Raw genomic sequence first — 19,611 nt, 5'->3', positions numbered from 1 at the left:
AATGGAATCAGCATTATTTAAGGAATTCTTTATAAGCGATAACCTTTAATGCTAGAATCTCTTCCTCTGTTAGTTTTCCTTCAATATCTTTTAATAGCTCCATTATTTCGTCATTCGTCATACCCTTTTGGGCGTTAGATTGAATCGCTTGGAGTTCACTGAACCCAATTCTTTTGATTAATAATCTGGTTGCCTGCTCTTTTGTCGTAAAGGGAAGATTACTTTCTTCAATATTTGCACCTTCATTAATGAAACGCATTAATGAAGGGTCATCGGCTACCATTTTCTCAATATCATTTATCTGTCCGCTATTTTCTAATTCAGCAGTTACAACGTTCATTATTTTGTCAGATGCAATATTGGTTCCGACATAATAGATTCCATACCCAGCTCCACCAATAATTAATACGATAAAGAAAAGGTTCTTCAACAGTTTCATATGTCTTCCTCCCATTAATCATTTAGAAAAAACGTTAGCAGAATGCAAGTTTTCACATCCACTAACGTTTAACATATTGAAAAATGTAGTCATCACATTACTCTTTTGAAGCCGTACGCGCCTCTGTCATTTGTTTCCACACAGAACCTTTAGCATCTTCGCCTTCAGCAATTCGGGCAATTGCCATACGGATTTGGAGTTTAACCTCAAACTCTTGATCGTTTTCAGCCTCTTTCAAAGCAGGCAAAGCCTTGTCAGTTCCAGTTTCGTATAAAAACATAGCCGCACGCCAGCGAACCAGTTTATTTTTATCATTCAATGTTTCGATTGCTGCCTGTTCGAACCCTTCGAAACCAAGGTCGCTCATGCAGTCTCCCGCCGTCCGACGCACTGCCCAACTTTTATCTTTAAGTGCTTTTTCAACATACGGAATGACCGCGTCGTCTTCAATCATACCAAGATAGACCGTTGCTAGACGTCTAATTGACATCTTCTCATCGTCCAGTGCCCGTTCAAGGAGTGGTGCATCCGACATGTCAGGGTCAGGAATTTGATCAAGTAGCTGGAATCTAGTTTCCCATTGGTCGACCGAGAACTCCTCCAATGAAATTTTCCGTCCACGTTGCACGCCTTCACTATGTCCTTCATTTGCCTGCTGTATAATAGCTAGCAAGCGTTCTTCTGAATACGCCGCCTCTATTTCCTGACTGACAGTTTCACCGATTTCGGCTTTTTCTCCGTAACGGATTCCATAATCTGCCCATTTACGCAGCAAAATATAGTTTTCCACTTCACGTCCATGAACCTTTTCCATCGCTTGCACAAAGCGTTCACTTAGTCCAAATCGTTCTTCGGATTCACTATCGAACACTTTCACTTGAAGAGGGATATCTTTGTAGGTCTGAACGTGTACGTATACTTCCCCGTAGCTGTCGTCAATCTCTACTGTTGCTTCCGTCTGCTCACTTTGTTCCTCATTGAAAACGGCTTCAACGTCTGCAAGAATCGATTCCCATGTGACATTACTAATTCGTTCGACCGCCATGAAGTTCATGACGTGATAGATGCCTTTTACACCATTAATGTTCAATAATGCTGAAGCTGGAAATGATGCTGTTTCCGCATCACTTTTTTTATAATTATGACTCGTCCCATTTGGTAACTCCGTGTCGAGCACGATTTTCATGGAGTTGGGACTTGGCGTTGGTTCAATCGTTACAATTTTCAAGTGTATTTGCCCCTTTCGTTAGGATTTATTCAATTCTTGCAAAAAAGACCAACGTTCAATGAGTGTGTCGTATTTGCCGTTCAGTTCATCAAGTGTAGCTGTCAGTTCTCTGAGTTTATCGTAATCGGAGCCGGTGGATGCCATTTCCGCCTCTGTCGATTCGATCAACTTCTCGACATTTTCGATATCCGATTCAATTGTTTCGTACTCTTTCTTTTCGGCGTACGACATTTTCTTTTTTTGTTCCTGTTGGGCCGGCTTTTCTACCTCAACGATTAGCTCGTGTACCACTTTTTCTTTAGGCACATAAGTTTCAAGGAAATCAGAGTAAATACCAAACCATGTGTCGATATCCCCTGATCCATCCATTACCCATAGTTTTGTTGACGTACGATCCAAGAAGAACCGGTCATGTGAGATTGTGATGACAACGCCAGGGAATGTATCGATGAACGTTTCCAGAACAGAAAGCGTCTCAAGGTCGAGGTCATTAGTTGGTTCATCCAACAACATGACGTTTGGTTGTTCCATTAGCAGTTTCAATAAATAAAGTCGTTTTCGCTCGCCACCTGATAATTTACCGATAGGCGTACCGTGTGCTTTTGTAGGAAATAAAAACCGCTCTAACATCTGTGAAGCTGAAATTCGTGCCCCATCAGCACCTTCGATATCATTCGACGTATCACGAATATATTCGATAATTCGTTTTTTCTCATCCATTATTGGCGTGTGTTGTTGGAAATGAGCAATTTTTACTGTCGTTCCTTTGTCAATGATTCCGCTGTCCGGCTCACTTTCTCCAGAAAACATATTTAATAATGTCGTTTTCCCTGCCCCGTTAGGCCCGACAACCGCGATACGATCACCTGATTGTAGGATACTTGAGAAATTATCAATGATTTTTCTTCCGCCGAACGACTTCGAGATGCCGACCGCTTCAATCACTTTTTTACCAAGACGTGTCGACTTAAGCGCTACTTCCATTTCTCCACCATTGTCTTCTTTTTTGACTTTCTCCGATAGGTCATCGAAGCGGTCAATCCGTGCTTTTTGCTTCGTTGATCTAGCTTTCGCACCTCGTCTAATCCATTTCAGTTCTGAACGGTAACGATTTCGAAGTTTATCGTCCGTCGATGCAGCCATCTCCGCGCGGATGGCTTTCGATTCAAGATAATTCCCGTAGTTACCTGTATGTGCATATAAAGTTTTATCTGCAAGTTCATAGATATTAGTAGATAACTCGTCCAAGAAGTAGCGGTCATGGGTAACAAAGATGACTGCTCCTTGTTCATTTTTCAAGTAATCTGACAGCCACATAATTGAATCGACGTCGAGATGGTTAGTCGGTTCATCAAGCAGCAAGAGATCAGCAGGTTCAATCAGTACTTTTGCAAGTGTTACCCGTTTTTTCTGTCCGCCAGAAAGCTCGCCCATCTTCTTATCGAAGGTTTCAATACCTAGTTTCGATAAAATCGTACGTGCTTTTGAGTTTATATCCCAACCAGATAGATCGTCCATCTCGATTTGGAACTTAGAATATTGTTCTTGGTTTAGTGTAGATTCAGGATCTGCCGAAAGTGCTTGAAGTGCGTACTCATACTCCAAGTTGACCTTGATAATTGGTGCATCGCTCTTGAACACCGTTTCCATCACTGTAAGTTCCGGGTCAATTTCTGGCTCTTGTGGTAAATAAACGATGCGGTATCTATTCGGATGTTCGGCCGAAATCGAATCTGCTTGTTCGACTCCTGCAATGATTGACAGTAACGTCGATTTGCCTGTTCCATTGATACCGAGCAGACCGACTTTTTCTCCGCTAATGACCGTAAACGCTATATCTTTAAACAATGTTTTCTCCCCAACAGTCTTTGTGAGGTTTTCTATAATTAATTGACTCATGACAACACTTCCATTTCTAATATGTACCTTGTCCTATCATAGCCGATTTTAGTGGATTAATAAATGACTAAGCACTGCTTATACATTTATAGAGTGAGTTGAAGGAATGATTCCACTCCATAACGGTTGGGCCTACGGGATGCAGGTCATGCAGTCGTTGCGACACGACGTCGCGAACTTACACTGCCATCCTTACGCCAGTCTTACCCCTTCGGCTACCCCTGTGAGGCGCCTACGCTAGTTTATATACAGTATTCAAGATTTCAACAAATATAGCGCCACTAAACTGACAGATAAATGATATAATTCAATTATCATTTAGTGCTAAAAGTGGGGGGGATCCAATGAAAAAGATCATTGAAGTAGAGCGATTATCGAAATCTTTTGGAAAATTGAAGGCTGTAAACGATATTAGTTTTTACGTAGACGAAGGAGCGTTATTCTCTTTTTTAGGAACAAATGGTGCTGGTAAGTCGACGACCATTTCAATTTTATTGACACTCCTAAAGCAAGACCAAGGGGCTGTGGTTGTTAATGGCTACACTGTTGGAAAACAGGACCAAGCCATTCGCCGGGAAATTGGCGTTGTATTTCAAGAGAGCCTGCTTGATCCTTTATTGACTGTCAAAGAGAATTTAGCGATTAGGGGATCTTTTTATGGGATGACACGACAAGAGCGTAACGTTGCGATTACTCGGGTTATGGATGTTGTGGATATACAATCTATTTCGAATCGACCTTATGGGAAATTGTCGGGTGGACAACGACGGCGAGTTGATATTGCGCGCGCCCTTATTCATAAACCGAACATTTTAATATTGGATGAACCGACAACAGGTCTTGATCCGGAAAGTCGAAAAAACATATGGGCAACCATACTGCAACTTCAAAAAGAAACAGGCATGACTGTTTTTCTAACGACACATTACATTGAAGAAGCAGCCAATTCGGATTATGTAGTTGTTATGAAAGAAGGCAGCATCGTTGCAAAAGGAACGCCCGAACAGTTGAAAAATAACTATTCAACGGATTTACTGACGATTTCTACGGATCAAGCAGACGAACTGCGTAGCTTGCTCAAGTTGGATGGATTGAATTTCAATGAAGAAAAGTCGCTTTTTCACTTCCGACTTAGCCATACGAGGGATGCGATACCGATTTTAGAGAAATTCACTTCTTTCATCTCTTCTTTTGAAGTGAAGAAATCCAGTTTGGATGATGTCTTTATTGCCATCAATGGAAAGGCTGTGAATCATGATGATAGCGTTCGCTAAACGGAATATCTTATTGTACTTTCGGGATAAAGCCACTGTCTTCTTCTCGCTTCTAGCCGTCATTATTTTAATCGCACTGTACGTTTTATTCTTAGGTGATATGACCGCCAAAGGCCTTCCGGATTTCCCCGCAAAAAAGGCAGTCCTCACTACGTGGTTCATCGCTGGAATCCTAGCGGTAACCTCAATGACGACAACACTCGGCTCATTTGGCATCCTGGTTGAAGATCGCGCAAATAAAACATACATGGATTTTTACTCTTCTCCTATTTCAAGAACGAGGTTGGTGGGTGGCTATATCATCAGTGCGTTGGTTGTAGGATTCATCATGTGTATGATCACACTCATTGCATCAAATGTGTTTCTCTTCGTTTCTGGAGAAGTGGTACTGTCGTTCGGAAAAATGATAGCGGCAGGCGGCGTAATTATCTTATCCGTATTGGCAAGCGGATCGATGGTGCTTCTTTTGGTTTCCTTTTTCAAATCGTCAAATGCATTTGCCGCAGCAAGCACGGTCATTGGAACACTTCTTGGTTTTTTAGCTGGCATCTATATTCCTATTGGAGGCCTGCCTGATTACATCCAAGCAGTTGTCAAGCTTTTCCCTGTTTCCCATTCAGCTGCGCTGTTTCGGCAATTAATAATGGAGGCGCCACTTCGAGAGGCCTTTTCTACAGCTCCAGTCGCTATGAAACAAGCATTCGAAATCGATATGGGCATGTTGTACGACATCAACGGTAAAAAAACTACTCAGTTATTTAGTATTATGTACCTCATTGGTACAACTTTGCTGTTTTTCGGATTATCCCTGCTTGTTATGAGAAGGAAAAGTAAATAAGCTTGCGCGTGCATAAAGAGGGGGATTCCTCTTGTGCACGCGCAAGCTTTTATGACATTCATTAATTCACCAAGCGCCCCGTTATTCCTTTTGCTTCCCAGTAAGCATCTCGGATTTGGACTTTTTGAATTTTACCGGATGCTGTTTTTGGTAGTTCATCGACAATAGTGATGCCTGTCACGGCTTTGAAGTGGGCTAACTTTTCTTTGCAGAATGTAATGATTTCCTGTTCTGTTGCGGTTTTATGTTCGCGTAATACAATATATGCGTGCGGTGTCTCTCCCCACTTCTCATGTGGAACCGCAATGACAGCAGCTTCCAGTACCGCAGGATGTCCATATAGGACACCTTCTACTTCAATCGATGATATATTCTCTCCGCCACTAATTATTACATCTTTCTTGCGGTCAACGATATTGATGTAGCCATTTTCATCAATGGTCCCCATGTCTCCTGTCAGAAGCCAGCCGTTTTGCAACGCTTGTTCCGTGGCTTGGTCATTCTTCCAGTAGCCTTTCATAACACCATGACTACGCACTGCCACTTCCCCGACTTGTACTCCATCACGCGCTACTTCTTCTCCGAATTCACTGAGGATTCGAACATCGCTCCCAATCATCGAGTAACCTGCTTTCGCTTTCAATTCGGTCTGTTGTTGTTTTGACAAATCAGTCAAATGCGAGCGAATCGTCGAAATTAGGCTAAGTGGTGCTGATTCCGTCATGCCATATACTTGGATGAATTCCCAGCCTAACTCTTCTTCGACGCGTGTGATGAAAGCAGGAGGCGGTGCAGATCCTGCAATCACCACGCGAATGTCTTGATTGATGACCGGATGATGCTGATCATGATAAATTAGCAATGCATTTAATACGGTTGGTGCCATATGCAAAATGGATACTTTATGTTCTTGTAATGCTTTAAAAATGGATTCAGGTGTCGATTTTCTTGAGCAAATATGTGTAGCACCATTTGCAGTGTAGTAAAAAGGAGAGCCCCAGCCATTGACATGGAACATTGGGAGCACATGCAAATAGACATCCGAGTCAGTGACCCTCAAATGATGCATCGTACTAAGCGCATGTAGATAATTATTACGATGCGTCAACATGACCCCTTTTGGATCTCCCGTTGTTCCACTCGTATAAAGCAAGCTGCACACATCATTTTCACCCAGTTCAGCGCGATCAAATGAAGCAGACGAATAACTAGCCAGCCAGTCGTCATAGCCCGTTTCTAGTGTTTCAGTATCTTTATAATGAACAATAATATGTTTAACTGTTTTAAATTGATCTATCACAGGTTTAATTAATTCATAAAGATCTTGATCTACAAAAAGCACCTTAGATTCACTATGATTCAAGATAAATACATAGTCTTCAGGCTTCAATCGAATATTTAGCGGTACCATGACGGCACCTACTTGAAAAACACCATAGAATCCTTCCAGCATTTCTAGCGAATTCCCTGCTAAATAGGCGACATGGTCTTCTTTTTGAATGCCTAAATCACGCAGACCACGAGACAGCTGATTGACTCTTTCATTCAGTTGAGCGTATGTAAAAACACGACCTTCACAATGTACAGCATCTTTCCCCCCCATATAAAGCAACTGCCCGATCGAGGAATTGCGGCAATACCAATGGTGTATTCATCCAAATCACCTCATCATTTTAATATAGTATATACCGTCCGGAATCTTCTGTCACCACAAAGTATACACTTTTATGAATAATAAGTTTTTATGTAATTAAACATGCAAAAAAAGTCTGTCTTGATTGCCTGATGCAGGCTATCAAAACAGACTTTTTTCACCTTACTAGATAATGATTCCATTGAAAAGCGCTTAGGCGATGCTTACCTGAGTTCACATACGAAATTCAAAAATTCAACCTATATAGTTATACAAGAACAATCCATAGTAACATCGTAACTACAATTGTTGTTACGCCTTGTAACAGTGTTGCCATCGTTTGCGCCTTATACGCATCTGTCACTGTCATACCACTGAATTCGGTGACAACCCAGAAGAAACTGTCGTTTACATGGCTGACAGTCATTGCTCCGGCCCCTATCGCCATTACAACAAGCGCCAGTGGAATAGCTCCTTCAATTCCTAATGAAGGCAACAGTGGTGCAATTAATGTTGACGTGATGACAAGTGAAGCAGTTGAAGAACCTTGGGCTGTTTTCAATGCCGCTGCGATGATAAAAGGAATTAGCAAGAACAATGCACCACCAGCTAACGCGTCCATATTCATGTTTGCGATTAGATCTGCAACACCTGAATTTGAAATAACTTTCCCGAATGCTCCTCCCGCTCCCGTAATGAGTAGTATAGGAGCTGCTTGTTTCAGTGCTTCACCAATCCAGCCTGATAACGTTTCTTCATTAAATTTATGGAGTAAAAGAAATGCTGCTAATACCCCGAATAACAGCGCAACAGATGGTGCTCCTAAAAATCGTAGAAAGTTGATCATACCTGTATCTTCACCAGTAAGAGCTGCTATTGATCCGGTTCCAATCAAAAGAATAGGCAGGACAATCGGAAGGAACGACTTAAAAGTAGAAGGCATTTCTCCGAATGACTTAACAATCTCTTCGTAATTCAGCCCGCCTTCCTCTGTATCTTCTGGCACTTCTATTTTAGAGGCGAATTTAACTGCCCATAAATAACCAACGATAACCGCTGGAATCGCAACTAAAAGTCCGATTAGAATAATGGTCCCTAAATAATTTTCCGCACCGATATTACCCGCTGCAGCAATTGGTCCCGGTGTTGGTGGCACTAATGTATGTGTTGCATACAAACCGGTTGCAAGTGCAACTGACATTGATGCAATCCCAACTTTCGCCCGTTTCGCAAGTGCTTTTTTTAAACTTGATAATATAATGAATCCTGAATCACAGAAAACTGGAATTGATACAATAAACCCGATAAGTGACATAGCCAGTTGAGGGCGCTTTTCACCGATCAACCGTAAAACGACTTCCGCCATACGATATGCCGCGCCAGATTTCTCTAAAATAACACCAATGATTGTTCCGGCAACAATGACAATTCCAATTGATTTCATTAATCCGCCAAACCCGTCATTAACGCTTTCAACGACTGTTAATAACGGCATGCCAGAAGCGATTCCGACAAAGAATGCGCCAAGTAACAAAGACAAGAATGGATGAACTTTGAAAACCGCTGTCAATAAAACAATGAGGACAACACCAAGAGTAATAACCGCAAATAACATCCCTACACCCCTTTTATTTTCTAGTCAAGTAATCTTCCATTACCTTCTTCGTTTTTGCTCTTAAATAATGACTTGCATGTTCAATAGACTCTTTTGATGAAACTGTACCGTCCGCAATCGCATGAAGTTCTCTATACATCGGTGTCAATAGATCTCTGCTTTCTTCATCCAAAGCACCTGAAATAAGAATGACAGGCTTTCCTTTTTTCTGCGCTACTTTAGCAACGCCAAATGGTGTTTTTCCCGATAACGTCTGACTATCCGTTTTGCCTTCACCTGTAATAACTAGATCGGCATCCGTTACATATTCATCAAACGAAATTGCATCTAACACGACGTGAATACCTTGTTTCATTTCGCCGGGAAAGAAAGCTTGAAAAGCACCCCCTGCGCCTCCAGCCGCACCAGAGCCTTTTTTTCCATGGAGAGAAATACCAGTTAGTTGTTCTACTACATTGGCTAACTTTGTTAAATTCCTGTCGAGGATATCTACCACATCTGGGGAAGCCCCTTTTTGAGGACCAAAAACAGCGGAAGCGCCATCAGTCCCAACGTATGGATTTTCCACATCACAAGCGATGAGGAAGTTGCTTTCTGAAATTCGTTTATCAAAGTGAAGCATGTCAATTGTATGGAGGTCTCCAAGTGCGCCCCCACCCCTCGCTAATTCCACTCCATTTTCATCAACAAAGCTCATTCCCAAAGCCTGCAACATGCCTACACCGCCGTCGTTCGTTGCGCTGCCACCAAGTCCGATAATAAAATTACGCAAACCCGCGTCAAGGGCATGAACAATTAACTTACCGGTGCCATATGTCGATGTAACTAGTGGATTTCGTTCATTTTCCTGTAAAAGCATTAACCCAGAGGCTTCTGCGATTTCAATAACACATACTTCTCCATCCCCTAAAATGCCATAACTTGCCTCAACTTTTCTGCCGAGCGGGTCTTGTACAATGACAGATACGGTCTCCCCACCAGTAGCTCTAACTAAGCTATCCATTGTCCCCTCCCCGCCATCAGCCGCAGGAAGCATTACTATCTCGATAGAGGGGTCAGCATCACGAATGCCTGCTGCCATCGATTGCGCCGCTTGAACGGCTGTCAAACTACCTTTAAATGAATCTGGTGCTACGACAACTATCATAAATATCTCTCCTCAACTAAAGCGCTTACATAGAGTATAGTGGAAAAATTCCAAAAAAACATTATACTAAGTGTATAGAATCATTCAGAATACTTTCAGAGAATTTATACAAGGGGGATAGAATATGTTAACAAAACAACTTGCTGATGAAATTGTTGAGCAAACCATGATTCGATTAAACCATAATTTGAATGTCATGGATACAAATGGAATGATTTTAGCTTCTGGAGAAGAAATACGAATCAATAAAATACATGAAGGCGCGGCATATGTAGCGAAAACGGAGGAAGTTTTGTGGATAACGGAAGAAAACATAGCGGAATGGCATGGCACAAAACCAGGTGTGAATATGCCCATTCATTTCCAGCAGCAATTAGTTGGTGTCATTGGGATAACCGGTAATCCTACAGACCTCCGAGAGATTGCAACACTTGTACAATTAACAACTGAAATGATGGTTCACCAATCACTCATCTCCTCACGTGCAGAATGGAAACGAAAGCTGAAGGAGCTGATTTTCGAAGAATTAGTGAGTGGCGAACCACTTTCTCTGATTGTTAAGGAAAGGCTTTCCCTCTTGGAATTCAGCACAATTAGTCCGTTCTCAACGCTATTAATTGAATTTGAAAATTTCCTACCTTCCTCACAAAGAATCATTGAAAAGTTGGAAGATCAATTTGAAAAAAACACCGTTCTAATTGGTCATTCACAGCTAAATGAAGTATTCATTTTAATAAGCGGAATGACGGAAGCTAATTTAAAAAAGAAGCTTTCTACATTACTACCTACTTTGAAGAAAGACTCCTTTGTGAGAATCGGCATTGGCTATTCCGCCAGATCTTTGGATGAAATTCACTATTCCTATACCACCGCTAAAAATGCACTACAATTTGCACAACCAACACAACATCTTATCTACTTTGAGGACGTCGAATTGTTGGCTCTACTGAAAAGGAACACTTCATCTACTGAAACGACCCGGTTTTCCAATAGGGTTTTGAATGGGTTGAATGAACAATTGAAGCATTCACTATCCGTCTACTTCTCTAGCAATCAGAACAACACGATAGCGGCCTCAACCTTAGAAATTCACCGTCATACATTGACGTACCGGCTACGGAAGATAGAAGAAATAAGTGGCTATAACCCTTCAAATTTTCACGAAGCAGTGTTATTGAAAATTGCTCTTTTATTAGATGAAAAATAACTATATATACATATGCACCCCCCCCCTTAAGTCTTCATTTCCTAAGGGGATTTTCACGTTATCTCTATTCCGTTTTCTCAATCACCGTTCTCCCACCAGAATACAATCCGCTTGCAGATAAACCCATCATCAAACCGACGAGTATACCCGCTTTAATATCTTCAGGATAAATGTATATTATGCCCCCTACAACACCGAAGATAAGAGCCATGACCGGCAATAACTTCCTCGGCATTCCATACATCTTCAACAAAGATACGATTCCAATGATAAGCGGAATTAAAACGACATCATAGATTTCCAACGTTTCTCCTCCTCGAATAATTAGTCTGCAACCGGATAACTGCTCAATAAAGTAAATGAATAAGCTAATTTGCTTGCGAAATCAAGTGTGGGATCAACGGATTGGATATCAATGTACATGATTGTTGGTTGTATATTAAGCCACTGGTTATGTAATACACTGACAATCATCCCTTGCTGAGTAATGGAGTGCAGGAATACTGGAATCTCACTTTCCAAAATTGCAATTTCAGCCATATTTAATGCGACACCCTTTTCATCCGGTGATTCAAACAAGTCGCTCGCTAGGACGACTGGTGTACTTGGACGTCCTTAAACAGTCACCATTATATTTCTACGAAAGGTTACCGAACAAACTCCTTTCTCCACTTAATTACAGAATTCCCTTCGGATTTAGTTTCTATCATCCCTTCACTCTATGAAAAACAACAGTTATACATGTGTGCTAAAATTTTAAACTTTTATTAAATAATTAATTCGTTATTATAAAATATCTATTTATTATTATTAGAAGGTTTCCAGTATATAGAAACGTCTAAATAAAGGCGTTATTAGAAATAAAAGCGTTTCCAATAATTATTTTTGACAATTGAAAACGATTGATTGTATTATAGTAAAATATGAAGGAGGTAGCATGATGTCACAGATAACTAAGAAACAGATCGTGGAGAGTGTCCCGCAAAAAGGATTCTTCGGGCACCCTAAAGGTTTGTTCACATTATTCTTCACAGAATTCTGGGAACGTTTCTCGTATTACGGTATGAGAGCAATCCTTGTGTACTATATGTACTACGAGGTATCGAATGGTGGACTTGGATTAGATAAAACAGTCGCTTTGTCCATCGTGTCAATTTACGGTTCCTTGGTCTACATGTCGGGAATTATTGGCGGTTGGTTGGCTGACCGAGTTTTCGGTACATCGAAAGCAATATTTTATGGTGGAATATTCATTATGCTTGGTCATATTGCACTTGCGATTCCCGGTAACATCTCACTGTTCTTTGTTTCGATGATTCTAATCGTAATTGGGACAGGATTACTTAAACCAAACGTTTCAAGTGTCGTTGGTGACATTTACCCTGAAAACGACAACCGTCGTGATGCAGGATTCAGCATCTTCTATATGGGTATTAACTTGGGTGCATTCATCTCTCCACTAATCGTCGGCAGTTTAATGAAAACAAGTTTCCATTTAGGATTCGGAGTTGCTGCAGTCGGGATGTTTTTCGGATTATTAGTTTTCGTCTTAACAAAAAAGAAAAATCTTGGTCTTGCAGGTACACAAGTTCAAAATCCATTGCAACCGACAGAGAAGAAAAAAGTATTCTCAATTTTCACAATTGCCGCTGTAACAATTGGGATTCTAGTTGCGATTGCCATCCCTCGTGGCTGGTTGACTTTTGAATCATTCATTGTAATTGTCGGGATCCTCGGCTTCCTTATTCCAACGGTTTATTTTGTTGTTATGTATAGAAGTCCAAAAACGAATGATGTGGAACGGTCACGAATTATTGCGTTCATTCCGCTCTTCCTGTCAGCTGTCGTATTTTGGGCAATTGCTGAGCAAGGCTCAACAATTCTTGCTGTCTATGCAGATACACGAACAAATCTTAATATTTTAGGCTATCAAATTTCACCTGCCTTTTTCCAATCATTTAACCCATTGTTCATCATTACAATGGCACCGGTTTTTGCATGGCTATGGATGAAACTTGGTGATCGGCAACCGAATATTCCTCAGAAGTTCTCCCTAGGTCTTCTGTTTGCCGGTTTATCATTCATTGTCATCTTACTTCCCGGTTACTTTGGCGGGACAGATACACTTGTGAACCCGATGTGGTTGATTCTAAGTATCTTTATGGTCGTCTTAGGCGAACTGTGTTTATCACCAGTCGGATTGTCTGCAACGACGAAACTCGCGCCTGCAGCGTTCTCTGCACAGACGATGAGTCTATGGTTCCTGTCGAACGCAGCTGCGCAAGCGCTTAACGCACAGCTTGTAAAATTATACACACCAGAATCCGAAATGATGTATTTCGGAATCATTGGCGGGACTGCGATTATCATAAGTATCCTCTTATTTGCAGTGTCACCGGTTATCCAGCGGTTTATGAAAGGCGTACGCTAAACACGCTTGAAATATAACAAGCAGTCCCGTGAGTATACGGGGCTGTTTTTTTCATCATACGTTTTTAATCTAGAAAACAACAACATGCGGTCAATTAAACAATGGCTATTTAGCAGTAAGTTCCCTGTTCAATAGTATGAACATAAACTATCTAATAGAATGAAAATATTCGTTAGTTAATATGGTTGAGGGGCGATGATTTTGAGTAGATACGACTCATTATTCAATGGCGGATCACAAAAAAATGATAGTTCATCGGATACTGGTGCTAAAATTGCATTATGGGGTTCAGCAATCTCTACATTTGGGGATGCCCTCCAAACTCTTGGTGGCGCTATTTCAATCGAAGAAAGTAGGATTTCTGACATTCAGCAGCAACAAGAACTTGATAAATTACAGAGTCAAATTGACGACTTAAAAAAGGAACAAGTACAGAATAACTCGCAGAATACTGATGTAGAGACACTCAATAAGTTATTAGAAAGAATTGTTAAACGGTTAGAAAAGGAGGACGATGCAAAATATAAATAAACGAGCTAAATTGAGTGGGTCATTATTTTAACTATTCTAATTGCTAATGAAAAAAGCGGAGCTAATTGCGCAATACACGAAGTTTTTGGAGATGAAATTTTTATTCAATTGAGTGTAGTAAGAAACCAAACCGCTTAGATAACCCAAGCGGTTTTTTTGTGTATTAAACATCTGAAAAAATTTGATTTCTACTGTTTTTCACTTGCTCATCAGAATAGAGAATCCGTTACCTCATACCGTTCATGCTTTTTGATTTCAGAGTAGACGACACTACTATTCCTTCTGATTTATTTAACAGATAAACTGTTTTTCTATTTCCGTTTCAATGATAAGATGAACTTGACTCTACTTTTAGATTAGAATGAAAAGGAGGCTAATTATGTTACTTGGCTTATCAATTATTTTAATACTGGTATTATTTTTGCCGTTCACAGTAAAAATAGTTGAAAGGAACTTGGAAGTTTTTTTATTCATTATGGGGATTTCCGCGGTACTTGTCAGTCAAGTACTTGACTCAGCTTTGATTGTTAAAGCGCTGGAGGATCCAATACATATAACCCTAGCCGTATTTATTGCAGGATTATTGTTCCGATGGCTTCAGAAACCTTTTGAAAAAAGCATACGAGGCATGCGCAAAGCAATTCCATTCCGCTTATTCTTAGCACTTATCGTTATCGTTTTAGGAATCCTTTCGAGTGTTATAACAGCAATTATTGCCGCAATTGTACTGGTCGCAATTGTAGGCGTTTTGCGTCTTGACCGTAAATCGGAAATCCGCCTTGTCATAATCGCTTGTTATTCAATTGGGCTTGGTGCTGTTCTAACACCAATAGGGGAACCCCTGTCAACAATTGCAACTAGTAAATTGGATGCTGACTTTTTCTATTTGTTACGTTTACTTGGTCCTGATATCATTCCGGGCGTCATTGCTTTTGGAATACTGGCGGCAATTATTATTAAGCCTTCGAATAAGTTAAGTAGCTTGAAAGTTAATCAAGGAACTGAATCGTATATGGATATCATTATTCGTGGGATTAAAGTGTATTTGTTCGTAATGGCACTGACGCTGCTTGGTGCAGGTTTCGAACCATTTATCGAAAGATACCTCTTAGATTTAAATCCTCTTGTATTATATTGGATTAATATGATTTCAGCAGTGCTCGATAACGCTACATTAGCTGCGGCAGAAATCAGCCCCGTTATGAATGATTCAACAATTAAAGCTCTTTTACTTGGACTATTAATTAGTGGTGGCATGTTAATACCGGGAAATATCCCAAATATCATCGCTGCTGGAAAACTACATATTAAAAGCAGCGAATGGGCTCGTTTTGGTGTTCCGATTGGCTTGATTGCAATGGTTATTTACTTCGTAGTGATCGTAACTGTCGGGTAAATTGAAAAAGGATGTAAAATGAGGAGTTCCCCATTTTACATCCTTTTCAATTTTATTTATTTCTTCTTGGTAACTCTTCCAAGAGCGAAAGCTCCGACAGCCAATCCAAGAATTGTATTTGTTTTTTTATTGAACACTTGTTTAACAACAAGATTCAAGTTTTGTGGTCTTTCAGCAAGGCGACGCATGAAATAGCCGTACCAGTCATTTCCGAAAGGAACGTATGTACAGAAATTATACCTTTCGCTAGCCAATTGCAATTGCATATCCTTTCTGAAACCGTATAGCATTTGGAACTCGAATTTATCATTCGGAATGTCATTGTCTTTAACAAATTGTTTTACATGGTTAATGACATGATGATCATGTGTTGCGATTGATGTGAATTTACCATTTAATAAATGCCATTCAATCAACTGAATATAGTTTTCATCAATTTCTTTTTTATCTTGATAAGCGTTTGCTTCAGTCTCTTTATAAGCACCTTTCACAATACGCAAACGGAAATTTTTATACTTTTGAATATCTTCTACAGCGCGGAAGAAATAAGCTTGAATAACCGTTCCAATATTGTCATAGTCCACAGATAACTCATCAAGAAGATCAAATGAAGGTTGCAAACGAGCATGGTCTTCCATATCGAAATTGATGAAAATCTCGTAACTCTTCGCTTTAGCAACGATTTCTTTTAGGTTTTCCAAACAGAAATCAATATCTATATCTAACCCCAATTGAGATGGTTTTAATGAAATGTGAGCATCCACTCCATGTTCATGAATGGCTTCGATTACTTCAAGAATTTGTTTTTTTGCCGCTACTGCTTCCTCTTTTTCAAAGACAAACTCTCCAAGATTATCTACTGTACAAGAGATCCCATGGGCATTAAGTTCTTTGATACTTTGGATTGTTTCAGCTACATTAGTTCCTGCTACAACGTTTTGGGCACCCATTTTCAAACCGTATTTTTTTGCTGCGCTATTTAAAAGCTGGTTTTGGGATAATCCGATAAAGAAGTCTTTTAACATGTTAGTTGCTCCTCAATATTGTTTTTTATTTTTTAATTATATCACATGGCTATGCTTTGCAGAAATGATAGCTGGATACAGAATTATTAGTTGTACGTAGAACGTTTTTCCAAATGATTTTGCCACACTTCTACAAGTAGACAAATGCCCCAATAGATTAGGCCCACCAAAATATAAACAGTCATATAGTCGAACTCCCTGCCCCCAACGATTTTTGCGCGTTGAAACAAATCGGGCACAGTAATCATCGCAGCCAATGAAGAGGCTTTGATCAGGTCTAGCAAAACGTTCGACAACGGTGGAATAGCAATTCGTGTTGCTTGTGGTAAAATCACAAAAAACAATGACTGCCAGTAGGACATCCCTAAAGCAGTGGCAGCTTCCCATTGCCCCTTATCAATCGAGTTAAGCGACGACCGGATAATCTCGGCCATATAAGCCGAAGAGTGAAGGCTGAAGCCTATTAAAGCAGCTGTGACGGCTGAGAATTGAATTCCAATGTTCGGTAAGCCAAAATACAGTAAAAATAGGAATACAAGCATCGGCGTACCCCGCATATAGGATATAAAGATACGTGTTGGCCACCTGAATAGTACTAATTTAGACGTTCTACCTAATGCTAGGAAAAAGCCAAGTATCAGCCCGAACAGCATACCGCCAAAAGAAATGAATATGGTATAGCCAATCCCTTGCAAAATATACGGAAATGATTCGATGGCAAGCTGTAAATCGAAAATGTGTTGCCATTCAATTCCACTCACAGTAAAAGCCGCCTTTTCGTTTTATTCGAAATCATAGACTTGTTCAACTGATACATCTTCCCCACCAAAGAAATTCTTTGACAATTCGGAAATTGTTCCATCCGCATGCATGTCGGCTAGTACAGTGTTGACTTGCTTTAGTAGTTCGTCATTGTCCTTTTTCATGATGATAGCTTGGACATTCGGATGATACTTGATATCCGGATGAATCATGATTTCGAACTCTGGAAATGCAGCAAGCGCTAATTTCTGTAAGTAGTAATCATTCAAGATGACGTCCGTACGTCCTATTGAAACGTCACGCAAATACACGTCATTCGTGACATTATCATATATCACCTCTTCTGCACCGTGGTCTCGCCCAACTTGCATATAAACGGAAGTTGCAGCCCCAGCCGCTTTTTTCCCTTTCAAATCTTCAAGTGATTCAATACCTGAATGATCCGATTTCCGAACGATAGCTGTCCCAAATGAATATTTATAAGGCTCAGAAAAAGTGAACTTCTTTTCCCGTTCCTCTGTAATTTCAATATCATTCACTGCTAGATCAGCTTGCCCACTGTTTAAAGAAGTAAGCATTCCGTCTAAACCCATTTCAACGTATTTGATTTCTAGGTTCAGACGCTTTCCTAGCTCGTTCATAATTTCAACTTCATAACCCGTCAGTTCTTCGCTTTCACTGTCATGATATGATGCTGGATAAAGAGTACCTGATGTTGCAACAACGATTTCACCTTTTTCTTGAATGCTCTCCCAAGTGGAAGTTTTAGATCCGTCGTCTTTTTTTGTGTTGCTATCAGCACCACAAGCAGCTAAAACGACCATCATTGAAAGTAGTAATAAAGACAGGATGATTTTACTAAGATGTTTTTCTTTTGTCATTGAAATTCTCCTTTTGAAAATAGTATTTTTACAACTAATTGTCCACTGAAAATTATAATACATTCCAAGAAAAGATGTAAGCCTTATGGTTCCGATTTTTGTATGCAGATAGTTTAGAATTGGTCGTTTATTTAGTGGGAATAATGAAAAAATAGTTGTGGGATTGTGGTATATTTATAAACAATTACATTCATATTCATAGAGTGAAAGGAGATGTTCCCAATTGCGGGGCTTTTTCAAGTTTGATAGCACTAAAAATCTGATCCGTAATTCACTCAAAGGGTTTTCTCAGGTAATGTTGATGAACAATGCAATCTCAGGTGGGCTCATCCTACTAGGGATAATATTACACTCTCCCTTTCTTGGTTTAATGGCGCTTCTGTCTTCTATGGTCGGTACGTTGACAGGAAAATATTGTGGTGGTGACAAAATCGCAGTTAGCCAAGGAATCTACGGATTTAACTCCATTCTTTCCGGTATTGCAGTAATGTTATTTTTACAAAATGATTGGAACTGGCTCATTGCACTATTTGCCGCAGTAGCGGCTGCATTGCTCATGGTTTTCTTATCGGAATTTTTAGCCAAACGGAATATTCCCTTGCTCACTTTTCCATTTATTATTGTCACGTGGATTAGCCTTTTTGCGGCATACCGGTTTGACGCTTTGCATATAAACCCGTCATTTGTCACATCATCTCCCGCTAACTGGAATCTGCCCGTTGAAGGTAAACCAAATTTCTTACTCGGTTTAATAAAAGGTGTCGGTGAAGTATTCATCATTGACTCTTTATGGGCGGGATCGCTTATTCTAATTGCTCTCTTCGTAGCTGGCTGGAGATTTGGTGTCTATGCGACCATTGGGACATTCGTGTCTTGGCTAACAGCATACTCGCTAGGAGTAGATGTAGAATTGCTAGATCTAGGTCTCTATAATTACAATGCCGTGCTAACAATGATTGCTGTGGGTCTAATGTTCGATAAAAATAATAATTACTTCCCCCTTATGGGTATATTTGCCGCGGCAATGACGGTCCCGATAGCTGCAGGTATGGATTTAATACTAAATCCGAATGGACTTCCTGTATTAACATCTCCTTTTATCATTAGTACATTGCTGTTTTTAGCGATGAGGAAAACGATACCCAGGTTTGAGTCACAAATTATAGAAAAGCAGTAAGTGCATTCATAATTAAAACAAAACCCGCAAGTAGCTTTGCGGGTTTTGTTTTAAGGTAATTATTATATTTTCGGACTAGGATAACCTTCGAAAGGAGTTTTCGACGTCCAGAGCCGCTTTTGCTTTTC

16 protein-coding genes and 2 pseudogenes are annotated in these 19,611 nt (G+C 40.2%); 7 read left to right on the top strand and 11 right to left on the bottom strand.

What is annotated here, in order from left to right; genetic code table 11:
• Positions 1-13 precede the first annotated feature (13 nt).
• The 3 genes from I2483_RS00435 to I2483_RS00425 all read right to left on the bottom strand — a co-directional run bounded on the left by I2483_RS00435 (position 14) and on the right by I2483_RS00425 (position 3,566).
• Positions 14-439 carry a hypothetical protein gene (locus I2483_RS00435; RefSeq protein WP_207173147.1) on the bottom strand — a complete coding sequence of 142 codons (426 nt, stop codon included), beginning with the start codon at positions 437-439 and terminating at the stop codon, positions 14-16.
• A gap of 97 nt (positions 440-536) precedes the next feature.
• The gene (locus tag I2483_RS00430; RefSeq protein WP_207173146.1) at positions 537-1,667 is read right to left on the bottom strand and encodes a conserved virulence factor C family protein; all 1,131 of its coding nucleotides are present in this window, start codon (positions 1,665-1,667) and stop codon (positions 537-539) included.
• A gap of 18 nt (positions 1,668-1,685) precedes the next feature.
• Positions 1,686-3,566 (bottom strand): ABC-F family ATP-binding cassette domain-containing protein, encoded by a 1,881-nt coding sequence (locus I2483_RS00425; RefSeq protein WP_207173145.1) that lies wholly within the window; start codon positions 3,564-3,566, stop codon positions 1,686-1,688.
• A 344-nt stretch (positions 3,567-3,910) separates the two neighbouring features.
• Here I2483_RS00425 and I2483_RS00420 point away from each other — a divergent pair, with 344 nt between their 5' ends.
• Positions 3,911-4,840, top strand: coding sequence for an ABC transporter ATP-binding protein (locus tag I2483_RS00420; RefSeq protein ID WP_207173144.1), 930 nt, complete (start codon positions 3,911-3,913; stop codon positions 4,838-4,840).
• On the top strand, positions 4,821-5,678 hold the full coding sequence (locus I2483_RS00415) for an ABC transporter permease (RefSeq protein ID WP_255549999.1): 858 nt from the start codon (positions 4,821-4,823) through the stop codon (positions 5,676-5,678). Before I2483_RS00420 ends, I2483_RS00415 begins: the two co-directional genes overlap by 20 nt.
• A gap of 61 nt (positions 5,679-5,739) precedes the next feature.
• Here I2483_RS00415 and I2483_RS00410 read toward each other — a convergent pair.
• The 3 genes and pseudogenes from I2483_RS00410 to I2483_RS00400 all read right to left on the bottom strand — a co-directional run bounded on the left by I2483_RS00410 (position 5,740) and on the right by I2483_RS00400 (position 10,073).
• Positions 5,740-7,333 (bottom strand): annotated as a pseudogene (locus tag I2483_RS00410) (long-chain-fatty-acid--CoA ligase).
• A gap of 246 nt (positions 7,334-7,579) precedes the next feature.
• Positions 7,580-8,926: a GntP family permease gene (locus tag I2483_RS00405; RefSeq protein ID WP_207173143.1), complete on the bottom strand. Its 1,347-nt coding sequence runs from the start codon at positions 8,924-8,926 to the stop codon at positions 7,580-7,582.
• 13 nt (positions 8,927-8,939) lie between these two features.
• Positions 8,940-10,073, bottom strand: coding sequence for a glycerate kinase (locus I2483_RS00400; RefSeq protein WP_207173142.1), 1,134 nt, complete (start codon positions 10,071-10,073; stop codon positions 8,940-8,942).
• 124 nt (positions 10,074-10,197) lie between these two features.
• Here I2483_RS00400 and I2483_RS00395 point away from each other — a divergent pair, with 124 nt between their 5' ends.
• Positions 10,198-11,280: a CdaR family transcriptional regulator gene (locus I2483_RS00395; protein ID WP_207173141.1), complete on the top strand. Its 1,083-nt coding sequence runs from the start codon at positions 10,198-10,200 to the stop codon at positions 11,278-11,280.
• Positions 11,281-11,344: 64 nt separating this feature from the next.
• On the opposite strand, the gene I2483_RS00390 is transcribed toward I2483_RS00395, so the two are convergent.
• Entirely contained in the window at positions 11,345-11,584 is a 240-nt protein-coding gene (locus I2483_RS00390) for a hypothetical protein (RefSeq protein WP_207173140.1), read from the bottom strand.
• Between the two features lie 20 nt (positions 11,585-11,604).
• Positions 11,605-11,952, bottom strand: a pseudogene (locus tag I2483_RS00385) (DUF1259 domain-containing protein).
• 268 nt (positions 11,953-12,220) lie between these two features.
• Between I2483_RS00385 and I2483_RS00380 the strand changes: the two are divergent.
• From I2483_RS00380 to I2483_RS00370, 3 genes are all read left to right on the top strand, one after another.
• A complete protein-coding gene (locus tag I2483_RS00380) occupies positions 12,221-13,711 on the top strand; it encodes a peptide MFS transporter (protein ID WP_207173139.1) in 1,491 nt (496 codons plus the stop codon).
• A gap of 201 nt (positions 13,712-13,912) precedes the next feature.
• Positions 13,913-14,242 carry a hypothetical protein gene (locus I2483_RS00375; protein WP_207173138.1) on the top strand — a complete coding sequence of 110 codons (330 nt, stop codon included), beginning with the start codon at positions 13,913-13,915 and terminating at the stop codon, positions 14,240-14,242.
• Between the two features lie 379 nt (positions 14,243-14,621).
• Complete coding sequence (locus tag I2483_RS00370) at positions 14,622-15,638, top strand: DUF1646 family protein (protein ID WP_207173137.1); 1,017 nt, start codon at positions 14,622-14,624, stop codon at positions 15,636-15,638.
• A gap of 56 nt (positions 15,639-15,694) precedes the next feature.
• On the opposite strand, the gene I2483_RS00365 is transcribed toward I2483_RS00370, so the two are convergent.
• The 3 genes from I2483_RS00365 to I2483_RS00355 form a co-directional block, all read right to left on the bottom strand.
• Positions 15,695-16,663, bottom strand: coding sequence for a proline dehydrogenase family protein (locus I2483_RS00365; protein ID WP_207173136.1), 969 nt, complete (start codon positions 16,661-16,663; stop codon positions 15,695-15,697).
• Between the two features lie 86 nt (positions 16,664-16,749).
• Positions 16,750-17,424 carry an ABC transporter permease subunit gene (locus tag I2483_RS00360; RefSeq protein ID WP_207173135.1) on the bottom strand — a complete coding sequence of 225 codons (675 nt, stop codon included), beginning with the start codon at positions 17,422-17,424 and terminating at the stop codon, positions 16,750-16,752.
• Between the two features lie 21 nt (positions 17,425-17,445).
• Positions 17,446-18,252, bottom strand: a complete 807-nt coding sequence (locus tag I2483_RS00355; protein WP_255550230.1) for a transporter substrate-binding domain-containing protein — start codon at positions 18,250-18,252, stop codon at positions 17,446-17,448.
• Between the two features lie 277 nt (positions 18,253-18,529).
• Between I2483_RS00355 and I2483_RS00350 the strand changes: the two genes are divergently transcribed.
• Entirely contained in the window at positions 18,530-19,483 is a 954-nt protein-coding gene (locus I2483_RS00350; RefSeq protein WP_255549998.1) for an urea transporter, read from the top strand.
• The last annotated feature ends 128 nt before the right edge of the window (positions 19,484-19,611 follow it).

The organism is Sporosarcina sp. E16_3 (genome assembly GCF_017347125.1).
In the GTDB taxonomy this organism is placed as follows: Bacteria; Bacillota; Bacilli; order Bacillales_A; family Planococcaceae; genus Sporosarcina.
This window is presented reverse-complemented; position numbering and strand designations above follow the sequence as displayed.

What these genes read in the sequence shown, in the direction of transcription:
- I2483_RS00405 (WP_207173143.1), bottom strand. Translation starts at nt 8,926, where the DNA reads ATGTTATTTGCGGTTATTACTCTTGGTGTTGTCCTCATTGTTTTATTG.
- I2483_RS00370 (WP_207173137.1), top strand. Translation starts at nt 14,622, where the DNA reads ATGTTACTTGGCTTATCAATTATTTTAATACTGGTATTATTTTTGCCG.
- I2483_RS00355 (WP_255550230.1), bottom strand. Translation starts at nt 18,252, where the DNA reads ATGATGGTCGTTTTAGCTGCTTGTGGTGCTGATAGCAACACAAAAAAA.
- I2483_RS00365 (WP_207173136.1), bottom strand. Translation starts at nt 16,663, where the DNA reads ATGTTAAAAGACTTCTTTATCGGATTATCCCAAAACCAGCTTTTAAAT.
- I2483_RS00420 (WP_207173144.1), top strand. Translation starts at nt 3,911, where the DNA reads ATGAAAAAGATCATTGAAGTAGAGCGATTATCGAAATCTTTTGGAAAA.
- I2483_RS00400 (WP_207173142.1), bottom strand. Translation starts at nt 10,073, where the DNA reads ATGATAGTTGTCGTAGCACCAGATTCATTTAAAGGTAGTTTGACAGCC.
- I2483_RS00380 (WP_207173139.1), top strand. Translation starts at nt 12,221, where the DNA reads ATGTCACAGATAACTAAGAAACAGATCGTGGAGAGTGTCCCGCAAAAA.
- I2483_RS00415 (WP_255549999.1), top strand. Translation starts at nt 4,821, where the DNA reads ATGATGATAGCGTTCGCTAAACGGAATATCTTATTGTACTTTCGGGAT.
- I2483_RS00435 (WP_207173147.1), bottom strand. Translation starts at nt 439, where the DNA reads ATGAAACTGTTGAAGAACCTTTTCTTTATCGTATTAATTATTGGTGGA.
- I2483_RS00395 (WP_207173141.1), top strand. Translation starts at nt 10,198, where the DNA reads ATGTTAACAAAACAACTTGCTGATGAAATTGTTGAGCAAACCATGATT.
- I2483_RS00425 (WP_207173145.1), bottom strand. Translation starts at nt 3,566, where the DNA reads ATGAGTCAATTAATTATAGAAAACCTCACAAAGACTGTTGGGGAGAAA.